Origin of the sequence: Propioniciclava coleopterorum, from assembly GCF_011393335.1 — a bacterium.
GTDB lineage: Bacteria > Actinomycetota > Actinomycetes > Propionibacteriales > Propionibacteriaceae > Propioniciclava > Propioniciclava coleopterorum.
Genome location: NZ_CP049865.1, coordinates 2,304,607 through 2,328,630 on the forward strand (window position 1 = coordinate 2,304,607; position 24,024 = coordinate 2,328,630).

At 71.2% G+C, this 24,024-nt stretch carries 21 protein-coding genes; 7 read left to right on the forward strand and 14 right to left on the reverse strand.

The genetic code is table 11. The features are described 5' to 3' along the window. Window positions 1-71: 71 nt before the first annotated feature. The 7 genes from kduI to G7070_RS11035 all read right to left on the reverse strand — a co-directional run bounded on the left by kduI (window position 72) and on the right by G7070_RS11035 (window position 6,945). Window positions 72-845, reverse strand: a complete 774-nt coding sequence (gene kduI / locus G7070_RS11005) for a 5-dehydro-4-deoxy-D-glucuronate isomerase (RefSeq protein WP_166233780.1) — start codon at window positions 843-845, stop codon at window positions 72-74. A gap of 59 nt (window positions 846-904) precedes the next feature. Then, on the reverse strand, window positions 905-1,804 hold the full coding sequence (locus tag G7070_RS11010; protein WP_246227032.1) for an NAD(P)-dependent oxidoreductase: 900 nt from the start codon (window positions 1,802-1,804) through the stop codon (window positions 905-907). Beyond that, window positions 1,801-2,823 (reverse strand): L-idonate 5-dehydrogenase, encoded by a 1,023-nt coding sequence (locus tag G7070_RS11015; RefSeq protein WP_166233781.1) that lies wholly within the window; start codon window positions 2,821-2,823, stop codon window positions 1,801-1,803. Before G7070_RS11015 ends, G7070_RS11010 begins: the two co-directional genes overlap by 4 nt. A 10-nt stretch (window positions 2,824-2,833) precedes the next feature. Beyond that, window positions 2,834-4,144, reverse strand: coding sequence for a TRAP transporter large permease (locus G7070_RS11020; protein ID WP_166233782.1), 1,311 nt, complete (start codon window positions 4,142-4,144; stop codon window positions 2,834-2,836). Further along, entirely contained in the window at window positions 4,144-4,686 is a 543-nt protein-coding gene (locus G7070_RS11025) for a TRAP transporter small permease (protein WP_166233783.1), read from the reverse strand. The genes G7070_RS11020 and G7070_RS11025 overlap by 1 nt, the downstream gene beginning before the upstream one ends. Before the next feature lie 85 nt (window positions 4,687-4,771). Further along, on the reverse strand, window positions 4,772-5,794 hold the full coding sequence (locus tag G7070_RS11030) for a TRAP transporter substrate-binding protein (protein WP_166233784.1): 1,023 nt from the start codon (window positions 5,792-5,794) through the stop codon (window positions 4,772-4,774). Window positions 5,795-5,943: 149 nt separating this feature from the next. After that, a complete protein-coding gene (locus G7070_RS11035; RefSeq protein ID WP_166233785.1) occupies window positions 5,944-6,945 on the reverse strand; it encodes a C-terminal binding protein in 1,002 nt (333 codons plus the stop codon). 115 nt (window positions 6,946-7,060) lie between these two features. On the opposite strand from G7070_RS11035, the gene G7070_RS11040 reads away from it, so the two are divergent. Continuing rightward, window positions 7,061-7,780, forward strand: a complete 720-nt coding sequence (locus G7070_RS11040; RefSeq protein ID WP_166233786.1) for a FadR/GntR family transcriptional regulator — start codon at window positions 7,061-7,063, stop codon at window positions 7,778-7,780. Window positions 7,781-7,837: 57 nt separating this feature from the next. On the opposite strand, the gene G7070_RS11045 is transcribed toward G7070_RS11040, so the two are convergent. Continuing rightward, window positions 7,838-9,082: an MFS transporter gene (locus tag G7070_RS11045; RefSeq protein ID WP_166233787.1), complete on the reverse strand. Its 1,245-nt coding sequence runs from the start codon at window positions 9,080-9,082 to the stop codon at window positions 7,838-7,840. A 149-nt stretch (window positions 9,083-9,231) separates the two neighbouring features. Between G7070_RS11045 and G7070_RS11050 the strand changes: the two genes are divergently transcribed. The 4 genes from G7070_RS11050 (at window position 9,232) to G7070_RS11065 (ending at window position 13,068) form a co-directional block, all read left to right on the forward strand. Further along, window positions 9,232-9,687 carry a DUF3151 domain-containing protein gene (locus G7070_RS11050; protein ID WP_166233788.1) on the forward strand — a complete coding sequence of 152 codons (456 nt, stop codon included), beginning with the start codon at window positions 9,232-9,234 and terminating at the stop codon, window positions 9,685-9,687. Between the two features lie 123 nt (window positions 9,688-9,810). Next, window positions 9,811-11,094, forward strand: a complete 1,284-nt coding sequence (locus G7070_RS11055) for an adenylosuccinate synthase (RefSeq protein ID WP_166233789.1) — start codon at window positions 9,811-9,813, stop codon at window positions 11,092-11,094. A 103-nt stretch (window positions 11,095-11,197) separates the two neighbouring features. Continuing rightward, a complete protein-coding gene (locus tag G7070_RS11060) occupies window positions 11,198-12,181 on the forward strand; it encodes a zinc-dependent alcohol dehydrogenase (RefSeq protein ID WP_166233790.1) in 984 nt (327 codons plus the stop codon). 5 nt (window positions 12,182-12,186) lie between these two features. After that, entirely contained in the window at window positions 12,187-13,068 is an 882-nt protein-coding gene (locus tag G7070_RS11065; RefSeq protein WP_166233791.1) for an aldose 1-epimerase family protein, read from the forward strand. Between the two features lie 325 nt (window positions 13,069-13,393). Here the strand turns inward: G7070_RS11065 and xylB are convergent, their stop codons facing one another. Together xylB and G7070_RS11075 are read right to left on the reverse strand one after the other, a co-directional pair. Further along, window positions 13,394-14,827: a xylulokinase gene (gene xylB / locus G7070_RS11070; RefSeq protein WP_166233792.1), complete on the reverse strand. Its 1,434-nt coding sequence runs from the start codon at window positions 14,825-14,827 to the stop codon at window positions 13,394-13,396. A gap of 111 nt (window positions 14,828-14,938) precedes the next feature. Next, on the reverse strand, window positions 14,939-15,949 hold the full coding sequence (locus G7070_RS11075; RefSeq protein ID WP_166233793.1) for a LacI family DNA-binding transcriptional regulator: 1,011 nt from the start codon (window positions 15,947-15,949) through the stop codon (window positions 14,939-14,941). Window positions 15,950-16,062: 113 nt separating this feature from the next. Between G7070_RS11075 and G7070_RS11080 the strand changes: the two genes are divergently transcribed. Together G7070_RS11080 and G7070_RS11085 are read left to right on the forward strand one after the other, a co-directional pair. Next, entirely contained in the window at window positions 16,063-18,351 is a 2,289-nt protein-coding gene (locus G7070_RS11080; RefSeq protein WP_246227033.1) for a beta-xylosidase/alpha-l-arabinosidase, read from the forward strand. A gap of 23 nt (window positions 18,352-18,374) precedes the next feature. After that, window positions 18,375-20,342, forward strand: a complete 1,968-nt coding sequence (locus tag G7070_RS11085; protein WP_166233794.1) for a glycoside hydrolase family 20 zincin-like fold domain-containing protein — start codon at window positions 18,375-18,377, stop codon at window positions 20,340-20,342. Window positions 20,343-20,346: 4 nt separating this feature from the next. Here the strand turns inward: G7070_RS11085 and G7070_RS11090 are convergent, their stop codons facing one another. The 4 genes from G7070_RS11090 to G7070_RS11105 all read right to left on the reverse strand — a co-directional run bounded on the left by G7070_RS11090 (window position 20,347) and on the right by G7070_RS11105 (window position 24,014). After that, complete coding sequence (locus G7070_RS11090) at window positions 20,347-20,592, reverse strand: hypothetical protein (RefSeq protein ID WP_166233795.1); 246 nt, start codon at window positions 20,590-20,592, stop codon at window positions 20,347-20,349. 62 nt (window positions 20,593-20,654) lie between these two features. Further along, window positions 20,655-21,395 (reverse strand): YesL family protein, encoded by a 741-nt coding sequence (locus G7070_RS11095; protein ID WP_166233796.1) that lies wholly within the window; start codon window positions 21,393-21,395, stop codon window positions 20,655-20,657. Between the two features lie 78 nt (window positions 21,396-21,473). Continuing rightward, window positions 21,474-23,114, reverse strand: a complete 1,641-nt coding sequence (locus G7070_RS11100) for an ABC transporter substrate-binding protein (protein ID WP_166233797.1) — start codon at window positions 23,112-23,114, stop codon at window positions 21,474-21,476. A gap of 30 nt (window positions 23,115-23,144) precedes the next feature. Beyond that, a complete protein-coding gene (locus G7070_RS11105) occupies window positions 23,145-24,014 on the reverse strand; it encodes a carbohydrate ABC transporter permease (protein ID WP_206079738.1) in 870 nt (289 codons plus the stop codon). Window positions 24,015-24,024 lie beyond the last annotated feature (10 nt).

Consider the following 24,024-nt stretch of genomic DNA (forward strand, 5'->3'; position numbering starts at 1 on the left):
TTGACGTCGACCCCGCGGGGACGCGGAAGCGCCCGCCCCGAGAGCCGGGACGGGCGCCGCGTGGGACCGGATCAGCGCAGCTGGGTGATGGTGCGGTGGTCCATGTCGTCGAAGTCCTGGTTCTCGCCGGCCATCGCCCAGACGAACGAGTAGGCCCGCGTGCCGACGCCGGAGTGGATCGACCAGCTCGGGGAGATGATCGCCTGCTCGTTCGCGACGATCAGGTGGCGGGTCTCCTCGGGCTCGCCCATCAGGTGCACCACCCGCGCGTCGTCGGCCACGTCGAAGTAGAGGTAGGCCTCCATGCGGCGGTCGTGCGTGTGGGCGGGCATGGTGTTCCACATGCTGCCCTCGGCCAGCTCGGTGACGCCCATCGAGATCTGGCACGACCGGATGCCGTCCGGGTGGATGTAGCGGTTGAGGGTCCGCTTGTTCGACGTCGCCTGCTCGCCGAGCTCGCGCTTGTCGCCCTCGCCGGGCTGCACGAGGGTCGTCGGGTAGGACGCGTGCGCGGGCGCCGAGTACAGGTAGAAGCGGCCCGGGGCGGCGAAGGTGATCTCGCCGGCGCCGCGGCCCACGTACAGGCAGCCCTTGTTCTTGATGGCGTACTCGGTGCCGTCGACGGTCACGACGGCGTCCTGCCCCACGTTCACGATGCCCAGCTCGCGGCGGTCGCAGAAGTTCTGCGCGCGCAGCTCGGCCGGGACCGGCAGGGTCAGCGGGCCGTCGGTCGGGACGGCGCCACCCAGGATCACGCGGTCCTGGTGGCTGTAGAGCAGGTGCACCTCACCGTCGCTGAACAGGTCCTCCACCAGGAAGCGCTCGCGCAGCTCCTCGGTGTCCATCCGCTTGACGTGCTCGGGGCACAGGAATAGCGATTCTCCATCGTTCTCCTCTTTCTCCTCTAGTGGTGTTCGTCGATGTAGCGCTGCATCACCGCGATGTCGGCGTCGCCCAGGCCGGCGGCGTTGAGCCCGTCGTAGAGCGTCCGGAGGAACGCGGTGAGGGGGGTCGGCGTGTCGGTCTTCGCCCCGGCCTCCGCGGCGAAGCGGAGGTCCTTGGCCATGAACTTAGCCGGGCCGGACGCCGAGTACTCGGCGTTCGTCAGCTTGTCCCGCTTCTGGTCCAGCACGCGCGAGGCGGCCAGGCCGCCCGACAGCGCGTCGAACAACTGGGCCAGGTCGATGCCCGCGTCGCGGGCCAGCAGGGACGCCTCGGACAGCGCCGCCACCTCTGCGCCGACGATGAGCTGGTTGCAGGCCTTGGCGACTTCGCCGGCGCCCAGGGGGCCCAGGTGCATCGGCGTCCCGCAGGCCTCGAGCACAGCACGCGCGGCCGCGACGTCGGCGTCCGAGCCGCCGACGAGGATCGACAGGGTGCCGTCCGACGCCTTGGCGACGCCGCCGCTGACCGGCGCGTCCACGACGCGCACCAGGCCGCCGGTGTCGGAGGCGGCCCGCGCGGCGAACGCCTGCACGGCGGCGGGGGAGACCGTCGAGCACACCACCAGCACGGTGGGGGCGGCGACGCCGGCCCACAGCCCGTCGGGGCCTTCGAGCAGCGCCTCCAGGTCGGGCAGGTCGGGCAGCATCGCGATGATGACGTCGGCGCCGTGCGCCGCTTCCCGCGGGGTGGCCGCGGGGGACAGGTTCTCGCCCGTCAGGGCGGTGGCGGCCTCGGGCCGCCGCGCCCACACCGCGGTGGGGAACCCGGCCGCGGCGATGTGCGACACCATCGGTGCGCCCATCAGCCCCGGTCCCAGGAACCCCACGCGCGGCGTGGACGAGGAGGTGTGCTGCGTCACTGCTCGTCGGCTCCCCACACCTGGACGAGCACCTTGCCGGACGCCTGGGAGTCCTTCGCGACCGCGAAGGCGCCGACGGCGTCCTCGGCGGACACGACGTGGGTCACCACGGCGTCCACCTCGGGATGCGAGGCGAGCAGCTCGATCGCCTCGTCGATCTCGTTGTCGAACCGGAAGCAGCCGACCCAGGTGATCTCCCGCGAGACCAGCGCGCTGAGGTCCAGCGCGATGGGCTTGGCGGGCAGCATGCCCACCTGGGCGAGCACGCCGCGCGGCTTGAGGCTCGCCAGGCAGGTGGCGATGGACGCCGGCGCCGAGCTGCACTCGAACGCCACGTCGAACGCCCCCGCGGGCAGGCCGTCCTCGCCGGCCTTGAACACCTCGTCGGCGCCCACCTTCGCGGCCCGCTCGAGCGGGCCGTCCAGGACGTCGGACGCCGACACCGACGCCGCTCCGCGCGCCTTGGCCGCGAACGCGGTCAGCAGCCCGATCGGCCCGGCGCCGGAGACGGCCACCTTCTTCCCGGTCAGGTCGCCGGCCATGGTGCACGCGTGCAGCGCGACCGCCAGCGGCTCGGCCAGCGCGGCGCGCTGCAGCGACAGCCCCTCGGGCAGGACGCGGAGCATGTCGCGCCCCACCAGCAGGGTCTCGGCGAGCGCCCCCTGGGTGTGCGGCCAGGTGGACGCGCTGCCCAGGTAGGAGCCGCCCGGACGCAGGTGGCGCATGTTCTCCATGCCCGCCACGTCCGGACCGAAGGTCGCTGGGTGCACCGTCACCGGGGTGCCGGGCGCCAGTTCGCCGCTCGGATCCAGGTCCACGACCGCGGACAGCTCGTGGCCGGGCGCCAGCGGCTCCCGGACCACGAACGCGCCGTTGGCACCGTGGAAGTAGTAGTGCAGGTCCGAGCCGCAGATGCCGACGTACTGGACGCGGATCCGCACCTGGTCCGCGCCGGGCTCCGGCGTGGGGACCTCCTGGACGGAGGCGTCCTCGGCACCGGAGATCATGAACTGCTTCATGGGTGACCGCCTACCTGATCAGGCCGGCCTGGCGTGGCAGCCAGAGCGACAACTCGGGGACGAACTGGATGACCAGCAGCATGATGATCAGGCCGATGAAGAAGGGCATGAGCGGGCGGATGACCGTCTCGACCTTCTGGCCCGCGACTCTTGCTCCGACGAACAACACTGGTGCTGATGGCGGCGAGATCACCGCGATGCACATGTTGAAGATCATCATCATGCCGAAGTGCACCGGGTGGATGCCGTAGTACTGCTCGGCGATCGGCAGGAAGATCGGCGTGAAGATCAGCACCGCGGGCGTGGCGTCCAGCGGGATGCCGATGATCAGGAGCATCACCATCATGATGAGCAGGAAGATGACCTTGGAGTCGGTGACCGACACGAGCCACTGCCCCAGCAACTTGGGGATGCGGGAGTAGGTCATGACGTAGCTCATGATCGTGCTCAGCGCGATCAGGAAGATCACGACCGAGGACGTGCGGGTCGCGTCCAGCAGGATCTTGGGCAGGTCCTTGACGCCGATCGTGCGGTAGAGGAACGACAGGGTCGCCGCGTAGAGCACCGCGATGGCCGCGCCCTCGGTCGGGGTGAAGATGCCGCCCACGATGCCGCCGATGACGACGACGATCAGGCCGAGGCTGGGGATCGCGCGCCAGGTGGAGAGCAGCGCCTCCTTTGGCGTGGCCCAACGCGCCCCGCGCAGCGCGGGGTTCTTGCGGGTGTACCACCAGACGATGACCGCGCAGGTCAGCGCCCACAGGATGCCGGGAATGTAGCCGGCCAGGAACAGCGCGCCGATCGAGGCCTGGGAGACCAAGCCGTACACGATCGTCGTGTTGGACGGCGGGATCAGCATGCCGGACGGCGCGGAGGCGACGTTGGCCGCCGCGGCGAACCGCATGTCGTAGCCCTCCTTGCGCTGCGCCGGGGCCATGATCGAGCCGACGGCCGAGGCGCCGGCGAGCGCCGACCCGGAGATGGAGCCGAACAGGGCGTTGGCGATGATGTTGGTCTGCGCCAGGGAGCCGGGCATCCGGCCGGTGAGCGTGCGGGCCAGATCGATCAGACGTTGGGCGATGCCGCCCTTGTTCATGATCGTTCCCGCCAGGACGAAGAACGGGATCGCGAGCAGCGGGAACGAGTCGATGCCGCCGTAGATCTTCTGGGCCGCCGTGATGACGCCCTTGTCCGCGCCGACCAGCACCACCAGGGCGACGGCGGAGGGGAGGCCGATGGACACCGAGACGGAGACGCCCAGCGACATCAGCACGAACATGCCGAGGATGAGGATCAACCCCACGACGAGTGGTGCGTTCATCAGATCGACTCCTCCGTCAGGTCGGTCAGGTCCATCTCGTTGGGGTCGACCACGGTCGGCGCCGGCTTGTAGATGGTCTGGATGATGTGGATCACCGAGTAGAGGGCGATCAGGCCGCCCGCGATCGGCAGCGCCATGTAGATGACGCCCTGGGAGACGGGCAGCAGCTGGACGACGTCGTCCATCGTGTTGGCGGCCAGCCGGCCGCCGCCGATGCACATCACCCAGATGGCGAAGAAGGCGACGATGGAGTGGGCCAGGATCTGCATGGCCTTCACGCCGCCGCCGGGCAGCTTGCTGACGAGGAAGTCGATGGCGACATCGTCCTTCTCGCCGATGACGTAGGCCGCACCGATGAGGCCCTGCCAGATGAACACGATGCGCGCGAGCACTTCGGTCCACTCCTGGCCGGAGAGCGGCAGCACCTGCCGGACGAAGACCTGCCAGGTCACCAGCAGGACGAGCACGACGAAGAGGATGATGCAGAACCAGCGCAGGAAGACGTCCAGCCCGCGCTTGAACGCTTCGATGGCGTTGAGCATGGGGTTCCTTTCTCGGGAGGGTCAGCAATGCCGGCCGCCGCCTGAGGGGCGGCGACCGGCATCGCGGGGACCGTCCGGCTAATGCTTAGCCGTTGGCCTTCTGGACCGCGTCGTACAGCTTCTGGCGGACCGGGTTGTTGATCGAGGCCTTGACCAGCGACTCGGTCGCGGCCTTGAAGGCGGACGTGTCGACGTCGTCGTTGAACTTCGCGCCGGTCTTCTCCGAGGCGGCCTTCGACTCCTCGACGAACTCCATGAAGCCCTTGTTGGCGGCGTCGATGGTCTCGGGGATCAGCTCGAGCAGGGCCGTGCGGTCCTTCTCGTCCATCTTGTTCAGCACCTCGGTGCTCATGAGCAGGTAGTCCGGGATCATGAGGTGACGGGTGTAGGAGTAGTACTTCGCGACCTCATCGTGCTTCAGCGCGTTGAAGACGGTCTCGTTGTTCTCCGCGCCGTCGAGGACGCCGGTCTGCAGCGCGCTGTAGACGTCGCCCTGGCCCATCGGGGAGGCCACGCCGCCCATGTCCTGGATCATCTTGACCTGGGAGTCGGACTGCTGGACGCGGATCTTCATGCCGGCCAGGTCGGCCGGGGACGTGACCGGCTTCTTGGCGTTGTAGACGTTGCGGACGCCGGCGTGCAGCGCACCCAGGACCGTGATCTTCTTGCTGCCCTCGATCGACTTCTTGAGGTCGCCCATGACGGCCTCGTCGGCGAAGACCTTGGCCTGCGCCTCGGGGGAGTCGAACACGTAGGGCAGGTTGAACACGATGAAGTCCTGGTTGAAGGACTCCATGACCGGGCCACCGATGTACATCATGTCGACGGTGCCATCGGACACCTGCTGCACGACCTCGTTCTGGGAACCGAGGGTCTCGTTGGCGAAGACCTCGATGGTGTAGCGGCCGTCGGTGGCCTGCTCGAGCTTCTTGCCGAGCTCCTCGGCGGCCTTGAACTGCGGGTGGGCCTCGGTCTGGTTGAACGCGAGGCGGAAGGTCGTCTTCTCGCCACCTCCGGTGCCGCCTCCCCCAGCGGGGCTACCACAAGCGGACAGAGCCAGCGCGGTGATTCCCGCGACGACGGCCGCGGCGATCTTCTTGGCTTGCATTTAGTTTCATCTCCTCATGCTTCGTTGCAAAGTGCCCCTACCGGACGTACGGGCTTCCAGGACCGTGGGTGACTACAAGGATCGCCGCACGTTCTGCTGGTCTTCTGGGTGGACGACGCCGGAGGTGGAGCGTCGGGTCGGGGCGCGCATCAGGCGCTCGCCCCCGGGTCGAGGTTCCGGTTGCGACCGGGCGCACCGAGGACCTCGGGGTTGATGATGTTGCGGGGGACGCGGCCGGCGATCAGGTCGGCGGCGTTCTCGACGGTGCGGCGCTTCAGCTCGCCGTAGCTCTCCTCGGAGTACCACGCCATGTGCGGGGTCACCGTGAGCTGCGGCAGCTCCAGGAGCGGGTCGTCCGCCGGCAGCGGCTCGGTCTCGGTGACGTCGAGCGCCGCGCCGCGGATGGTACCGGCACGCAGGGCCTCGCCCAACGCCGCGGTGTCCACGATGGGGCCGCGGGCGGTGTTGACCAGGATGGCGTCGGGGCGCATGGACGCCAGCGCGTCCGCGTCGATGAGGTGGTGGGTCAGCTCGGTGAGCGGCGTGTGGATGGAGACCACCTGGCTGCGGCGCAGCAGTTCGTCGAGGCTGACGTGGGGGTAGCCGCGGAACTCGTCGGCGTCCCCGGCGAGGATGTCGTGGCAGATCACCTGGAAGCCGAGGCCGGCGGCCTTGCGTGCGGTGGCGGAGCCGATCAGGCCCAGCCCGACGATGCCGAAGACCCGTTCGCCGACCAGGTGCATGGGGCGGACGCCGGGGAAGTCCACCACACCGGCGCGCAGGCCGCGGTCGAGGCGGGTGACCTCCCGGGCGGCGTTCATCGCCAGCGCGATGGCGTGGTCGGAGACCGCCTCGGTGCCGTAGTCGGGGACGTTGCAGACGGCGATCCCGCGCTCGGTGGCCGCGGGGATGTCGACCGAGTCGACGCCCACGCCGTAGCGCGAGACGACCTTCACGTTCGGGAGGGCGTCCAGGATCTCGCCGGTGATCGACGCGTACTGCACCACCAGCGCGTCGGCGCCCTCGGCGCTGGCGATGAGCTCGCCGGGCGTCAGGGAGTTCGCGATGACGAGTTCGTCGCCGGACGCAGCCACGACGGCACGCTCTTGCTCGAACGCGTCGTGGTCGCAGTCGGTGATGACGATCCGCATCAGCCCGCCTCCTTGTGGGGAAATGCCTGTGGTGCGAACGTTGTCACAAAGGTCTAACCTTTCGCAACAACGGCGGCACGTCGTTACTTGATCGAAGCCTTGGACGGAGGTGTCCATGCCCGCACCCGTGGCCTACCAGCATGTGCTGGAGGTGCTCGGCCTCGCGATCGCATCCGACGAAGTGGGGGCGTCCTCGATCATCCTCATCGAGGAGGTCGAGGCCCGCTTCGCGGTGTCCCGCAGCGTGGCCCGCGAAGCCCTGCGCATCCTCGAGTCGCTGGGGATGGTTGCCATGAAGCGCCGGGTGGGTTGCATCGTGCAGCCGCGCGCCGGGTGGAGCGTCACCGACCCGCGGGTGATCCACTGGCGGATCTCGGGCCCCCACCGGGTGCAGGAACTGGACCAGTTGATGCAGCTGCGGGCCGGCGTCGAACCCATCGCCGCGCGCCTGGCCGCCGGGTCGGCCCGCACCGTCGGGCTCGTGCTGCTCGAGCACGCCGAGGAGATGCGGTCGCTGGCGTCCCAGGAGCGGGGGCACACCGCGGAGTTCCTGGCCGCGGACGTCGCCTTCCACAAGGCGCTGCTGACGGGGTCGGGCAACGACCACTTCGCCGCGATGGGGGAGGTGGTGGCGGCCGTCCTGACCGAGCGCAACCGCCTGGGACTGCTCGAGCCGAAGCCGGACCCGCGCGCCGTGCAGATGCACGTGCGGATCGCCACCGCCATCCTCGAGGGCCGGATCGAGTTGGCCGAGGCGAGCGCGCGCGGCCTGGTCGACGTGGTGGCCGCCGAGGTGCTGATGGCCGGCGGCCTGGAGGTCGTGGCCGGGGGCTGACCCGCCGCGCCACCCCGCCGGTTGTCGCCCCGCGCGGGTCGGTGGGCGTCGGCCCGCTCAGGGCTGGGGCTGGTCGTAGGGCCGCGCCGGCACGACGGGCACGCGGCGCATCGACACGGCCAGCGCGATCGCGACCAGCACGAGGCCGCCGGTGAGCGCGGCGACGGCCGGCCAGCGACCCATCGACCAGGCCTGGCCCGCGAGCGCGCCGCAGACCGAGGAGCCGGTGTAGTAGAAGGCCAGATAGAGCGACCCCGCCATCCCGGTGCCGCGACCGCGACTGGCCGCCCGCGCGGTGACCCACCCGCTGGTGGTGCCGTGCGCGGCGAAGAAGCCGAACGTGATGAGGCCGACGCCGCCGACCACGGCGGTGAGGTGGTCGACCAGCGTGAGGGCGACCCCCGCCGCGAAGATCGCCAGGGCGACCGGCACCACCGTCCGCGAACCGAACCGGGCGGCGAGCCGGCCCGCCCACGGCGAGCTGAACGACCCGATCAGGTAGGTGACGAACACGAGGCTGGCGACGCCGACGCCCAGGTCGAAGGGCGGCGCGACGAGACGGAACGAGAGTCCGTTGAACGCCGCGACGAAGGCGCCCATGGCGCAGAAGCCCAGGGCGTACAGCGTCAGCAGGCCGCGGTCCAGCAGCATGCGCCGGGCGTTGTCGGCGAGTTCGACGCGGTTGAGCGGCGTCGGGACGAAGCGGCGCGCCGGCGGCAGCAGCACGCCCAGCGCGACCGCGATCGCCAGCGCCATCGCGGCGATCCCGGCCAGCGCCGCCTGCCAGCCGAAGGCCTCGGCCAGCAGCCCGGTGAGGAGGCGTCCGGACATGCCGCCGATGGCGGTGCCCCCGATGTAGAGCCCCGTCGCCGCGGTCGCCCAGTCGCCGTGGATCTCCTCGCGGAGGTACGCCGTCGCCACCGCGGGCAGCCCCGCGACCGCGAACCCCAGCGCGCCGCGCAGGAGCAGCAGCAGCCCCCAGGTCGGGGCGAAGGCGGACGCGACGGCGATCAGCGCCGCGACCAGCAGGGTGACGCGCATCAGCGTGAGGCGGCCCAGCGCGTCCGACAGCGGACCGAAGACCAGCAGCGCGGCGCCCATCGAGATCGTCGTCACCGACAGCGCCAGGGTCGAGGTAGCCGGCGAGACCCCGAAGGCGTCCGCGAGCAGCGGCAGCAGGGGCTGGGTGCAGTAGACCAGCGCGAAGGTGGCCAGCCCCGCCAGGAACAGCGCGAACGTGATGCGGCGGTGGGCCGGTTCGCCCGGCGTCCACCCCGGCGGCGGGGCGGAGACGGGCGGCATGCGGCCATTCTTCCACCGTCGTCGGCGCCGCGGGTTCGGGCGGTCGCGGCGCTGCCCGCCGCTCAAAAACCTTGTTGTGCAGCGTCCGTGGAACGTTTTCGCCGTGTTGCGCACCGTTGCAGGGCCGGGACTGTCCTAGGGTGAATCGCATGGCCGAAGACGCGCGCACCCTCCTCTTGGCCGCCCCCGTCGGGCGGACTGAGCTGCCGGAGGACCCGGCCCTCGCCGACCTGCTGACCGCCGGGGACGAGGCGTTCCTGGACGTCGTCGCCCGGCACCCCGACTCCTCGCTGGTGTGGGCGCTGCTCGCCGAGGCGTCCCTGCGCGCCGGGAACGTGCAGGGCGACCTCACCGCCTACGCGTTCGCGCGCACCGGCTACCACCGCGGCCTCGACGCGCTCCGCCGCGCGGGCTGGCGCGGCAAGGGCCCCATCCCGTGGGCGCACGAGCCGAACCAGGGCTTCCTGCGGGCGCTGTGGGCGCTGGCGTCGGCGGCGCGCCGCATCGGCGAGCAGGCCGAGTACGAGCGCTGCGTCCTGTTCCTGCTGGAGGCGTCCGAGGAGGGCTACGTCGCCCTCGTGACCTCCCGCCCGTTGTCCCTGTGACGCGCGACGCGGGCCGCCCAGGGACCGGACCCTGGGCTCCCGGACGCCCCGCCCGCTAGAATCAGGGTGTAAGAGCCCGGATCGCACTTGCGCCGGGCTTTCCGTTTGCAGTGAGAGGCGATCATGCCAGGCATCGTGGTCATCGGGACGCAATGGGGCGACGAGGGTAAGGGGAAGGCCACCGACCAGCTCGGTGACCGCGTGGACTACACGGTCCGCTACTCCGGCGGGAACAACGCCGGCCACACGCTCGTGGTGAACGGCGAGAAGTACGCGCTGCACCTGCTCCCCTCCGGCATCCTCAACCCCGGCGTCCCCGTCATCGGCAACGGCGTCGTGGTCGACCTGGAGGTGCTGTTCTCCGAGATCGACGCCCTCGAGGCGCGCGGCGTCGACACCTCCAAGCTGGTGCTGTCGGCCAACGCCCACATCATCGCGCCGTACCACAAGGTGCTCGACAAGGTCACCGAGCGGTTCCTCGGCAAGCGCAAGATCGGGACCACCGGCCGCGGCGTCGGCCCCGCCTACGCGGACAAGATCAACCGCGTCGGGATCCGGATCCAGGACCTGCTGGACGAGGACCTGCTGCGCGACAAGGTCGAGGCCGCCCTGGTGCAGAAGAACCAGGTGCTGGTGAAGATCTACAACCAGATGGCGATCGACCCCGCCGAGGTGGCCGACGAACTGCTGAGCTACGCCGACCGCGTCCGCCCGATGGTCCGCGACGTCGCGCGCGAGCTCAACGACGCCCTGGACGCCGGCCGGCTGGTCGTGTTCGAGGGCGCGCAGGCGCACCACCTGGACGTCGACCACGGCACCTACCCGTACGTGACCTCCTCCAACCCGATCGCCGCGGGCGCCTGCACGGGCTCGGGCGTCGGCCCGAACCGCCTCGACCGGATCGTCGGGATCGCGAAGGCCTACACCACCCGCGTGGGCGAGGGCCCGTTCCCCACCGAACTGCTCGACGAGGACGGCGAGCGGCTCCGCGTCGCCGGCGGCGAGTTCGGCACCACCACGGGCCGCCCGCGCCGCTGCGGCTGGTTCGACCCGCTCGTGGTCGAGGCCGCCTGCACCTACAACGGCGTGACCGACGTGTTCCTGACCAAGCTCGACATCCTCACCGGCTGGGACAAGATCCCGGTCTGCACCGGGTACGAGATCGACGGGCAGATCGTGTCCACCTACCCGGTGATGATGGACGACATCGTCAAGGCCCAGCCGGTGTACGAGTTCCTGGACGGCTGGACCGAGGACATCTCGGGCGCCCGGACGTTCGAGGAGCTCCCGCCCACCTGCCAGGCGTACGTCCGTCGCCTGGAGGAGCTGATCCGCTGCCGGATCTCCGGCATCGGCGTCGGCCCGGGCCGCGAGCAGGTCATCATGCTGCACGACCTGATCGACTGATCCCGCTCGCCCGGGGGGTGGCAAACGCGGGCCTTGCTCACCCCCACCCATTTTGGCCTACCATAAAACGAAATACGTGTCCCCAGGCGAGAGGCGGAGTTCGGTGAAGGCAGCGCGACTGTACGGGCTGGGCGACGTGCGCGTCGCGGACGAGACGGAGCCGACCCCGCGCGAGGGGGAGACCAGGGTCCAGGTGCGCGCGGTCGGGCTGTGCGGCTCGGACCTGCACTGGTTCACCGACGGCGGCATCGGCGACGCCACCATCGGCGAACCGCTCGTGCCCGGCCACGAGATCGCCGGCATCGCGCTGGACGGCCCGCACGCCGGGCGCGTCGTCGCGGTCGACCCCGCGATCCCGTGCGAGCACTGCGCCCGCTGCCTGGAGGGCAACCCCAACCTCTGCCCGCAGGTGCGGTTCTCCGGCCACGGCGACGTGGACGGCGGCGTCCGCGAGATCATGACGTGGCCCACCCACCGCATCTTCCCGCTGCCCGAGGGCACCACGCCCGACGAGGGCGCGATGCTGGAGCCCCTCGGCGTCGCGATCCACTCCTGGGACCTGGGCCACGCCCGCCTCGGGGACGTCGTCTCCGTCGTCGGCGCCGGCCCGATCGGCCTGCTGCTGGTGCAACTGGCGCTGTCGGCGGGCCACACGCTCGGCACCGTGGTGGAGCCGCTGGAGCACCGGCGCGCGGCCGCCGCGGACCTGGGCGCGGGGCACGTCGTCGCGCCCGGCGAGCCCCTGGAGCCGGCCAGCGACGTCGTCTTCGAGGTCAGCGGCCAGCCGGACGCCGTGCGCGCGTCCCTCGAGCTGGCCCGCCCGGGCGGCCGGGTCGTCCTCGTCGGGATCCCCGACGACGACGTCACGACGTTCCCGGCCGCGCTCGCGCGGCGCAAGGGCCTCACCATCGCCATCGTGCGCCGGATGCCCGAGGTCTACCCGCGGGCGATCGACCTGCTCGCGCGGGGCCGGGTCGACCTGACGCCGCTTGTCTCGCGGCGCTTCTCGATCGACGACGCCGCGGAGGCGTTCCGGCACGCGTCCGGCCGCAGCGGACTCAAGATCATCATCGACCCCGGGATGTGAGCGTCATGACCGTCAACGGCACCCTCCACCACATCGCGGACGGCGACTACAGCGCCACCGTCGCCACCGGCGGGGCCACGCTGGTCGCGCTGACCCGCGGCGGCGAGGACCTGATCGCCACCTTCGACGCGGAGGCCGAGGTCGGCGTCGGGTACAAGGGACGCGTCCTGGCGCCCTGGCCCAACCGGATCGCCGACGGCCGCTACACCTGGGCGGGCGTGGAGTACCAGCTCGGCGTGAACGAGCCGGCGACCGGGACCGCGCTGCACGGCCTGGCGTTGTGGATGCCCTGGGAGGTCGTCCGGCACGACGGGACCGCGATCACGCTGTCGCTCGCGATGCCCGGCTCGCTCGGCTACCCCTTCCCGCTCGAACTGGAGATCACCTACGCGGTGGACGCCGAGACGGGGCTGGCGGTGCGGTTCATCGCCCGCAACGCGGGGAACGTGGCCGCGCCGGTGGGGCTCTCGCTGCACCCGTACCTCACCCTGGGCGACCGCCCCGTGGACGCGTTCACCCTCGCGCTGGAGGCCGAGCGCTACCTCGCGGTGGACGACCGCCTTCTGCCGACCGGACTCGTCGACGTGGCGGGCACCCCGCTGGACTTCCGCGGCGGCGCCCCGCTGGACGGCGTGTTCGTCGACCACGCCTACGCGGCGCCCGCCGGGGACTGGGAGGCCGTGCTCCGCGGCCCGGACGGGGCGGTCGGGGTCGCCTCGGACGCACCGTGGGTCCAGGTGCACACCGCGGACGCCATGGGCCGGATCTGCCTGGCCGTCGAGCCGATGACCTGCCCGCCGGACGCCTTCAACGGCCCCGCCGACGCCGTCGCGCTGGCGCCCGGGGCCGTCCGCGAGCTCACCTTCGGCATCCGCGCGCTCGACTGACCCATTCCTGTCGGCGGCCGCCCCTCGGCGGCTGTCGGTACGGCTCCGCGCCCTGCAGCTTCGCGACGCCTCCTCGGGTCGGCACCCCTGGAATCAACAACGACGCACTCGAAGGGCTGCTGGAGAATCTCACTAGGGGGAACGCCGGCGCGCCGGGGTTCGAGTGCGTCGTTCTTGATTTTTCGCGGTCAGCCCAGGCGGGAGGCGACCGAGGCCACGCGTGGAGCGGGGTCGCCGGCGAAGCGGGCCTGTTGGGCATCGACCGACGTCGGCGTGCCGGCAGCGGCGCGAGGCCGACGACCGTTCCGGCGACCGCTCGGCCGGGCTACCGGGCGTCGAGGTCCGCGACCTGGGCGGCCACCCTGTCGTAGCGCTCCTGGATCTCCGGGGTCGGGGTCGCGGTGAAGGTCTCGGACTCGACGACGCTCCACACGGGGGGCTCGGGCTCGCCCGAGGCGACCCAGGCGGCCTGGCGGGCGGCGCCCAGCGCGACGTACTGCGCCGGACGCGGCACCTCGACCGCGACGCCCAGCACCGCGGGGGCGAGCTCCCGGACGGCTCGGGACTGCGCCCCGCCGCCGATCAGGGTGACGCCGTCGATGCGGACGCCCTGGGCCCGCTGCGCCTGCATCCCGACGCCGAGGAGGCACAGCAGGCCCTCCACGCCGGCGCGGGCGACGTTCTCCGGGGTCATGTTGGCCAGCGTCACGCCGGCCAGGGTGCCGGACGCGTCGGGGAGGTTCGGCGTCCGCTCGCCGTCGAGGTGCGGCACGAAGACGATGCCGCCAGCGCCCGGCTCGGCGGCCAGCGCCAGTTCGTCCAGGCCGGCGAAGTCCACGCCGAGGACGCGCGCGGTGGCCTGCAGGATGCGCGCGCCGTTGATGGTCGCGGTGAGCGGGAGGTAGTTGCCCAGGGCGTCCGCGAACCCGGCGACCAGGCCGGTCACGTCGCGCACCGGGGTGGCCGACACCGAGCACACCACGCCGGAGGTTCCGATCGAGACCGTCACCTGGCCGGGCGTGTGCGACAGGCCGAGCGCGGCGCCGGCGTTGTCGCCGCACCCGGGCCCGATCAGCGCGTCGCCCAGGCCGAGGGCGGGATCGCCGTGGCCGGCGGCCTCGTGCGGTCCCAGGACGCGCGGCAGCACGATGTCGGCGACGTCGGCCTCGTCGCGGCGCAGCGCGTGCGCCAGCAGGTCGCGGCGGTACTCCCCGCTCACGGCGTCGAAGTAGCCGGTGCCCGAGGCGTCCGAGCGGTCGGTGACCAGCGTCGACAGGTCGCGGCCGCCCAGCAGCTTCCAGGTGAGCCAGTCGTGGGGGAGGCAGATCGCCGCGATGCGGGCGGCGTTCTCGGGCTCGTGATCGGCGACCCAGCGCATCTTCGTCACGGTGAAGCTCGGCACCAGCACCAGCCCGGTCGCCTGCACCCACGCCTCGGCGCCCAACTCGGCGACCAGGTCGGCCGCGCTGCCCGCCGACTTGGTGTCGTTCCACAACTGCGCGGGCCGGATCACCTCGCCGTCGGCGTCCAGCAGGACGAGGCCGTGCTGCTGCCCGCCCACGCTCACCGCCGCGACGTCGGCCAGGCCGCCCGCCTGCTCCGCGGCGGTGGTGAACGCCTCCCACCAGGCGTCGGGGTGGCACTCGGTGGCGTCGGGATGGCTCGCCGACCCCTCGCGGACCACGCGTCCGGTCTCGGCGTCCACCACCAGGACCTTGCAGGACTGCGTCGAGGTGTCGACGCCGGCGACGAGGGTCATGTCTCTCCTTCGGGACGCTCCGGCGCGCGGCGTGGCCGGCGCGACGGAGTTTAGTTCATTCAAGCAACATAATAGCCGGTCGGCGCCCGGGTCAAGCGGTTCGCGGCCGGATCAGGCGGGCGCGGCGGTCGTGCCGCGGGTGCGCAGGTGCGCCTCGAGGCGCAGGTGCTGATGCTCCGGCGTCCGGCCGCGCAACAGGTCGCTGAGCATCGCGATCGCCTGGACGCCGATCTCGGTGAGCGGCTGGGCCACGGTCGTCAGCGGGTGGGCGGCGCGGTTGGCGTCCGGGATGTCGTCGAAGCCGATCACCGACAGGTCGCGGGGGACCTCCAGGCCCATCGCGTGCGCGATCTCGATCACGCACAACGCGGACATGTCGTTGGAGGCGAAGATGGCCGTGGGCCGCTCGGGCAGGTGCAGCAGGCGCGTCGCGGGGCCGACCGCGCCGTTCCAGGTGTAGTCGCCCTCGGTCATGAGGCCGTCGGTGGACAGCCCGTGCGCCGACATCGCCTCCCGGTAGCCGGCGCGGCGCTCCCGCGCGGACTCCAGGTCGGCGCGCCCGCCGAGGTAGCCGATCCGGCGGTGGCCGAGCTCGACGAGATGGTCGACCGCCTGCCGGGCGCCGTCGCGGTCGTCGACCCGGACGCTGGGGTAGCGCTCGCCGCCCTGGTGGGGATCGACCATGACCAGGGGCAGGTCGAGCAGCGGGTCGTCGATGAGGCTGGGGGCGATCACGATCGCGCCGTCGATCAGGCTGCCGCCCAGCCGCAGCAGCAGCCGGGACTCCCAGCCGGTCGGCGGCGGGGCGTCCCCGACGGTGCCCGACCACGCCATGATCTCCACCGCCGGCACGTGCAGCGCGCCCTGGGCGACGCCCTTGAGTACCTCGGTGGCGTAGGGCTCGAAGCCGCTCACCAGCACGCCGATCACGCCGGTGCGCATCGCGCGCAGGCTCTGGGCCCCGATCCGGCTCACGTATCCGAGTTCGTCGACCACGTTCTTCACGCGCTGGCGGGTGTCCTCGGCGACGCCGTCGCGGCCGTTCATGACCTTGGAGATCGTGGCGACGGAGACGCCCGCGCGATCCGCGACGTCGCGGATGGTGGGGCGGCTGGAACTCATGCGTGTCAGGCTAACGGATGTAAAACGTTTTCGAAACACATTGACACACTTTTGTACTGCGGCGATACTAATATGACGAGCGAGAGCACCCCATCAACGAGGAGGGCGGAGCTGTGCACACGAGCGCAGACCAGGTGAGCGGGACCCGGCGGGTCGACGAACTGCTGGCGGAGATGACCGTGGCGGAGAAGGTCGCCCAGCTGGGCAGCTTCTGGGCCAAGGACGGCGCGGCCGAGGGCGACGTCGCCCCGATGTCGCAGGAACTCGGCCAGGAGGCCCCGGGCTTCGACGCCGCGATCGAGGGCGGGCTGGGCCAGCTGACGCGGACCTGGGGCACGACGCCGCTCACCCCCGAGCAGGGCATCGCCGCGATGCGGGAGCGGCAGCGCCGCGTGATGGCCGCCAACCGCTTCGGCATCCCCGCGGTCGCGCACGAGGAGTGCCTCACCGGCTTCACGGCGTGGGGCGCGACGGTCTACCCGACGTCCCTGGCGTGGGGCGCGACCTTCCACCCCGAACTCGTCCACGACATGGCGCGCGCCATCGGCGAGGACATGGCGGGCGTCGGCGTCCACCAGGCGCTCAGCCCGGTGCTGGACGTCGTGCACGACTACCGGTGGGGACGCGTCGAGGAGACCATCGGGGAGGACCCCTACCTGGTCGGCACCGTCGGCGCGGCCTACGTCCGCGGCCTCGAGGACGCCGGCATCGTCGCGACCTTGAAGCACTTCGCCGGCTACTCGGCCTCGGTCGCCGCGCTCAACCACGGCCCCGTCCGGATGGGGCGGCGCCACTTCCGCGACGTCGTGCTCGTGCCGTTCGAGATGGCCCTGCAGGTCGGCGGCGCGCGCTCTGTGATGAACTCCTACACCGACGTCGACGGCGTCCCGTGCGCGGCCGACCGCTGGCTGCTCACCGACCTGCTGCGCGGCGAGTGGGGCTTCACCGGCACCGTCGTCTCGGACTACTTCGCCATCCGCTTCCTGCAGAGCGCCCACCAGGTCGCCGAGAGCAAGGGGGACGCCGCCGCGCTGGCCCTGTCCGCCGGCCTCGACGTCGAACTGCCCGGCACCGACGCGTTCGCCGACCTCGCCGCGCAGGTGGCCTCGGGCGCGGTGCCCGAGGAGGTGCTGGACGTCGCCGTGCGGCGCGTCCTGGAACAGAAGGCCGAGCTCGGGCTGCTCGAACCCGGCTGGGAGCCCCGCCTGGACGCCGCCGCCGACATCGACCTGGACTCGCCGCGCAACCGGGCGATCGCGCGGCAGCTGGCCGAGGAGTCGATCGTGCTCGTCGCCAACGACGGCACGCTGCCGCTCGCCGCGACCACCAGGGTCGCCGTCATCGGGCCGGTCGCGGCCGACGGCCTCACGATGATGGGCTGCTACGCCTTCCCCAACCACGTGCTGAAGCACCACCCGGGCGTCGAGGCGGGCATGGACCTGCCCACCATCGCCGAGGCCGTGGCCGGCGAGTTCGCCGCCACGACCTTCACCCAGGGCTGCGCCATCGACGGCGACGACGCCTCCGGGATCGACGAGGCGGTCGCCGCGGCTGCCGCCGCCGACGTCGCCATCGTCACCGTCGGCGACATCGCCGGACTGTTCGGGGCGGGCACCTCCGGGGAGGGCAATGACGCGCCCGACCTGCGGCTGCCCGGCGTCCAGCACGAGCTCGTCGAGCGGGTGCTGGCCTCCGGGACCCCCGTGGTCCTGGTCGTGTCCTCGGGCCGCCCCTACGCGCTGGGCGGGCTCGCCGAGCGCTGCGCCGCGGTCGTGCAGGCGTTCTTCCCCGGCGAGGAGGGCGCCGGCGCGGTGGCCGGCGTGCTGTCGGGCCGCGTCAACCCGGCCGGGCGGCTGCCCGTCGGCATCCCGCGGGTCTCCGGCGCCCAGCCGTGGACGTACCTGATGCCGCCGCTGGGCCGGCGCCAGAAGGGCAACACCAGCCTCGACCCGGAGGTGATGTTCCCCTTCGGGCACGGCCTGGGCTACACCGACTTCGAGGTCTCCGACCTGGCGCTCTCCTCCGACGAGATCGCCCCGGACGGCTCGGTCGAGATCGCGGCCGACGTCACCAACACCGGGGCGCGCGCCGGCGTCCACGTGGTGCAGCTGTACCTGCGCGACGAGGTCGCCCAGGTCACCACGCCCGTGAAGCGCCTGGTCGGCTACGCGCGGGTCGCGCTCGAGCCGGGCGAGACCCGGCGCGTCACCTTCGCGCTGCACGCCGACCGCACCAGCTTCACCGGCCTGGACCACACCCGGATCGTCGAGCCCGGCTGGTTCACCGTCTGGGTGGGCCACAGCTCCGAGGACCTGCCGCTGAGCGGGCGCTTCCGCATCGTCGGCGACGTGCGGGCGGTGGGCCACGACCGCGAACTGCTGACGCCCGTCACGATCGCCTGAGCGGCCCCGGAAGAAGGACGACCATGAGGTACTTCCCCGACAGCGACGCCTGCTGGCTGGGCGGGCCGGGCGCGGCGCAGGTCGCCGCCGCCCGGCTGGTCGGCACCACCGGCACGCCGGTGCCGGACGCCCTCGCGGCCGACCACGCCGACGCGGCGGTCCGGCTCGGCGTCGGGGCGGGCGCCGCGGTGGTGGCGCTCGAGCTCGACCCCGACGACGACCTCGGCCCCGAGGGCTTCCGGCTCACCCGGACGCCGCAGGGCGTCGCCGTCGCGGCGGCGTCCGAGCGGGGGCTGGTGTACGGCTACCACCGGCTGCTGACCACCGGCCTGGACGCCGCGCCGCTGGGGGAGCACCGGCCCTCGGCGCCGATCCGGATGCTCGACGACTGGGACAACCTGTCGGCCGCCGAGCACCTGGGCAGCGTCGAGCGCGGGTTCTCCGGGCCCTCGATCCTGTTCGCCGACGGCGCCATGGTGGCGGACCTGAGCCGCCTGCGCGACTACGGGCGGCTCATGGCCTCGCTGGGCCTCAACGCCCTGTGCCTCAACAACGTCAACGTCCACGACGCCGGCACCCATCTGATCGCCGACATGCTGCCCGACGTCGCCCGGGCGGCCGCGGTGCTGCGCGACTACGGCGTCACGACCTACCTGGCCGCCAACTTCGCCGCCCCGATCACGCTGGGCGACCTGACCACCGCCGACCCGCTCGACCCGGGCGTCCGGGCGTGGTGGGCCGAGGCCTGCGCGCGGGTCTACGCCGCGGTGCCGGACTTCGGCGGCTTCGTCGTGAAGGCCGACTCCGAGGGTCGGCCGGGGCCGTTCACGTACGGCCGCACGCACGCCGACGGCGCCAACATGCTCGCCGCCGCGCTCGCGCCGTTCGGCGGCACCGTGTTCTGGCGCTGCTTCGTCTACGACTGCCGCCAGGACTGGCGCGACCGCAGCACCGACCGCGCCCGGGCGGCCGCCGACCACTTCCAGCCGCTCGACGGCGCCTTCGCCGACAACGTGGTGCTGCAGGTCAAGTACGGACCGATCGACTTCCAGGCGCGCGAGGCGATCTCGCCGCTGCTGACGACGCTGCGCGACACCAACGTCGTGATCGAACTGCAGGTCACCCAGGAGTACACCGGGCAGCAGAAGCACGTGTGCTACCTCGGCGAGCTGTGGGCCGAGGTGCTCGGCTTCCGCATCGGGCGGGACGCCGACGGCGGGCCGAGCCTGGGGGCGCTCGTGGCGGGCCCCGCCGGGGCGCGCACCGGCTTCGCGGCGGTCTCGAACGTCGGGGCGGGTGAGTTCTGGACCGGGCACCCGTTCGCGCAGGCCAACCTCTACGCCTACGGCCGCCTCGCCTGGGACCCCGGGCTCGACCCCGCCGACATCCTGCGCGAGTGGATCGCCGCCACCTACGACCTGGACGCCGAGGCGTCCGCGGACCTGGAGGCGATCCTGCTGGGTTCCTGGGCGACGTACGAGGCGTACTCCGCGCCGCTGGGCGTCGGCTTCATGGTCGAGCCCGGCCACCACTACGGCCCCAACGTGGACGGCTACGAGTACTCGCTGTGGGGCACCTACCACTTCGCCGACCGGGACGGGATCGGCGTCGACCGGACCGTGGCCACCGGCTCGGGCATGACCGGGCTCTACACCCCGGAGGTGGCCGCCAGGTACGAGACGCTGGAGGCCTGCCCCGACGAGTACCTGCTGTTCTTCCACCACGTGCCCTACGGCCACGTCCTGCACTCGGGGCGGACCGTGATCCAGCACATCTACGACAGCCACTTCGCGGGCGTCGAGGCCGTGGAGGCGATGCGCGGCAGTTGGGCCGCCCTGCGCGGAGCGCTGCCGGCGAGGGTGGTGGCCGAGGTGGACGCCCGCCTGGACGAGCAGTTGCGCTGCGCCGTCGAGTGGCGCGACCAGATCAACACCTACTTCTTCCGCAAGTCGGGGGTGCCGGACGCCCACGGGCGGCTGATCCACGCCTGAGGCGTCACAGGAGGCGAATCAGGCCCCGCTCGGTGCCGGCGGCCCGGTCCGAGGCGCGGTCCGCCTCGACGTAGAGCGTGAAGGTGCGGCTGCCCGACCGGGCGCGCGCCCAGTCCAGCACCTCACCGACGTCCTGGGCGGCGGTCAGACGCCACTCGTCCGTGGCGCCCTCCTCGTCCTCGAAGTAGACGCGGTAGACCGCGTCCTGCTCCCACGTCGTGTCGCGCGGGTCGACCCCGGAAGCACGCATGTGACCACCTCCTGGCCAGAACCTACGCCGTCGCGCCCGGCCTAGCCAGAGGCCGGTGGCGCTCAGCTCGCGTGCGGGTCGGCGGGCGCGTCGCCCGGGTCGTCCCCATCGGCGAGGAAGTGGGACTCGATGTGGCTGAACACCGGTCGGGTGAGCGAGATCACCACCACACCGATGATGCTGCCCAGGAACGCCAGCAGCCAGTCGAACGTCCAGGCGGTGAGGATCACCAGCGCCAGGCTCATGGCCAGCAGCCCCACGGCGACCAGCGGGCGGATCAGCACGTAGGACGCCGCCAGCCGGGCCACGTCGGGGGTCCGGAACGAGAAGTGGGCGGCGATCGCCTGGGAGAGCCAGGCCCAGGGGGCGCCGACGATGCCGAGCGCCGCGAAGGCGATCGTCCAGCCGAGCCCGACCCCCTCGGGGCGCTGGGACAGCAGGTGGATGTCGACGAGGATGAAGGCCGCGACGGCGACGACGGGGGCCCACAGCAGCAGCGACTGCCGCCAGCCCTGCCGCAGGCCGCGGCGGAACAGGGTCGAGGGCGCCGTCTCGCCGTCGAGCCGGGGGAGGGCGTACAGCACGCCGGTGAGCGCGGGGCCCAGCGACAGCGCCGTCGCCGCGAACAGGATGGCGTTGGAGACATCCGGGGCCAGCGCGACGAGCGCGACCCACCAGGGCAGGCTGACCAGGACGAACCACGCGTCCAGGACCATCAGGTCGTAGACGCGCTGGGCGAAGCGGGCCAGCGGCTTCTCGTCGAAGCCGGGGGCGGGCATCGAGGGCCCTCGGGTGGCGGACATCAGGCCTCCCACGTCGGGGAACGGTGCGGGGCGGCGACGTCGCGTCGCCGCCCCGATCGTTCCGGTGGAACCAGCAGGCTACTTCTTCTTCGACTTGAAGTTGGTGTAGGCCTCGTTGAGCAGGTCGGTGTACTGCTGCAGTCCCTGGCCCTTGAGCTCGGTCTGGAACGCGTCGAACTCGCTCAGCGGGCGCTGGCCGGTCACGAACTTCAGCGTGTTGGTGTCGATGAAGTCCTTCAGCGGCGTCAGCAGCAGGGTGGCCTGCTCGCGCTGCGCCTCCGACAGCGGGTGGGCCGGCGGCAGCGGGATCTGCGTCCGCTCGGCGGCCATCCGCGCCTGCCACTCCTTCTCCTCGGGGGCGAACATCGAGTGCACGAGGTCGGTGGTGCCGCCGTAGGAGAAGTTGCCGCCGGAGAACCCGAAGTCGGCGTTCAGCTTCTTGGGAGCGCCGGGGTTCATCCACTGGTAGGTGACGTCCGGCATGAGCTCACGCTCGCTGCCGTTCCGCTTGAACGTGACGCCCTCGACGCCCCACTTGGCGAACTCCTTGGCGTCGTTGTTGTAGAACAGCCAGTCCACGAACTGCAGGATCGCGGCGAAGTTCTCCGAGTCCTTGGCCTTGGCGGTCAGCATCACGCCGTTCTCCAGGCGGGTGCCGCCGACGACCTTGCCGGCCGGGCCCGCGGGCAGGATGTTCTTGGCGATGGAGTAGGTCCCGGCGCCCAGCGTCTTGTCCATGAGCGCGCGGTGCGACGACGGGTCCTGCGAGTTGCCCGAGATGACGCCGGTCTTGCCGGTGGTGAACGCGGCGATCGCGACGTCGTCCTTCTGGGTGAAGGACTGGGGGTCGAGCAGCTTCTCGGCCACGAGCTTGTGCAGGAACTCCAGCATGTCGCGGAACTGCGGCGTCGTGGCGGAGACCACGAACTTGTCCGCGGCCTTGTCGAACTGGGCGTACTCCTGGTTGCCCCAGGTCGCGCCCGAGGTGGTGCCGTAGGAGTTGGCCACCAGGTTCAGCAGGTTGAGGCCCTGGTAGCGGTCGCTCATCACGTAGTCGCCCCCGACGAGCGGCTTGATCGCCTTCATGGCCTCGTAGACGTCGTCCCAGGTCTGCGGCTCGGAGACGCCGGCCTTCTGCAGCAGGTCGGTGCGGAAGATCAGCGTGTAGTCGGGCCACAGCTTCTCGTGCATGCCGGGCAGCAGGTAGAACTTGCCGTCCTCCTGGCGCAGCGTGTCGAGTTCGGGGTCCAGCTTGAAGTCCTTGGCGAACTTGGAGAAGTTCGGCATCTGGTCGACGTAGTCGCTCACGGGGAGCACCGCGCCCGAGGAGACGAACGCGGCCTCCTGGCCCGGGTAGACCTTCGGGATGACGATCGGGGCGTCGCCGGCGCTGATGAGCAGCGAGCGCTTCTGGTTGTAGTCCGACATCGGAACGGTGGTGACGTCGAGGGTCACCTTGGTCTTCTCGGTCAGGTGCGTCCAGAACAACCAGTCCGACTTGTACGGGTAGTTCGGGTGATCCGAGAACAGGATCGGCAGCGTGAAGGCCTCGGTGGCCGTGAACTGCTGATCGGCCGCGAAGTTGTCCATCGCGCCCTTCTTGCTGCCCTCGGCGACGGGTTCGGTGCCCCCGCCGCCGCTGCAGGCCGCCAACGAACTCGCCAGGGCGATGCCGGCAACTCCGCCGAGCAGCGTCCGCCGCGAAATCGAATACGACATGGGTATTCCTCCTTGTGGTGAGTGGTTCGGTCAGCCCTTGACCGAACCGAGCATGACGCCCGAGACGAAGTACTTCTGGACGAACGGGTAGATGGTCAGGATCGGAAGGACGGTGAGGACCATGGTCACCGCCTTGATGTTGGCCGCGATCTGCGTTTCGTTGTCCACGCTCGCGCCGACGTCGTGGACGCCGCTGGTGCCGGCGATCAGGTTGCGGAGGTAGATGGTGACCGGGAACAATTCCTTCTTGTCCATGTAGAGGAAGGCGCCGAACCAGGCGTTCCAGTTGGCCACCGCGTAGAAGAGGATCATGGTGGCCAGCACGGCCTTGGACAGCGGCAGCACGACCCGGAGGAACGTCTGCACCTGGTTGAGGCCGTCGATGGCGGCGGCCTCCTCGAGTTCGTTGGGCATGCCCTCGAAGAACGACTTCATGACCAGCAGGTTGAACACGCTGATGGCGTTCGGCAGGACCACCGCCCAGATCGAGTTCTTCAGCCCCAGGGTGCTGATGAGGATGTAGTTCGGGATCAGGCCGCCGTTGAAGAACATCGTGAACACCGCGACGCCGATGAGCAGGCTGCGACCCTTGATGTGCTTCTTGCTCAGCACGTAGGCGTAGCAGGTGGTCAGCACCATCGAGATAGCGGTGGCCACCACGGTGTAGAGCACGGTGTTGCCGTAGTTGCGCCAGAACATCGGGTCGGACGCCACGGCGGCGTACGTCACGGTGTTGAAGCCCACCGGGAACAGGTTCACCTTGCCCGCGGTGATGGCCTCCTGGCTGGAGAACGACTGCGCGATGATGTTCACGAACGGGTACAGCGTCAGGAACACCACGAGCAGCAGGAAGGTCACGTTGAAGACCGTGAAGGTCTTGTACGACTGGGATTGCTTCATGATTCAGGCC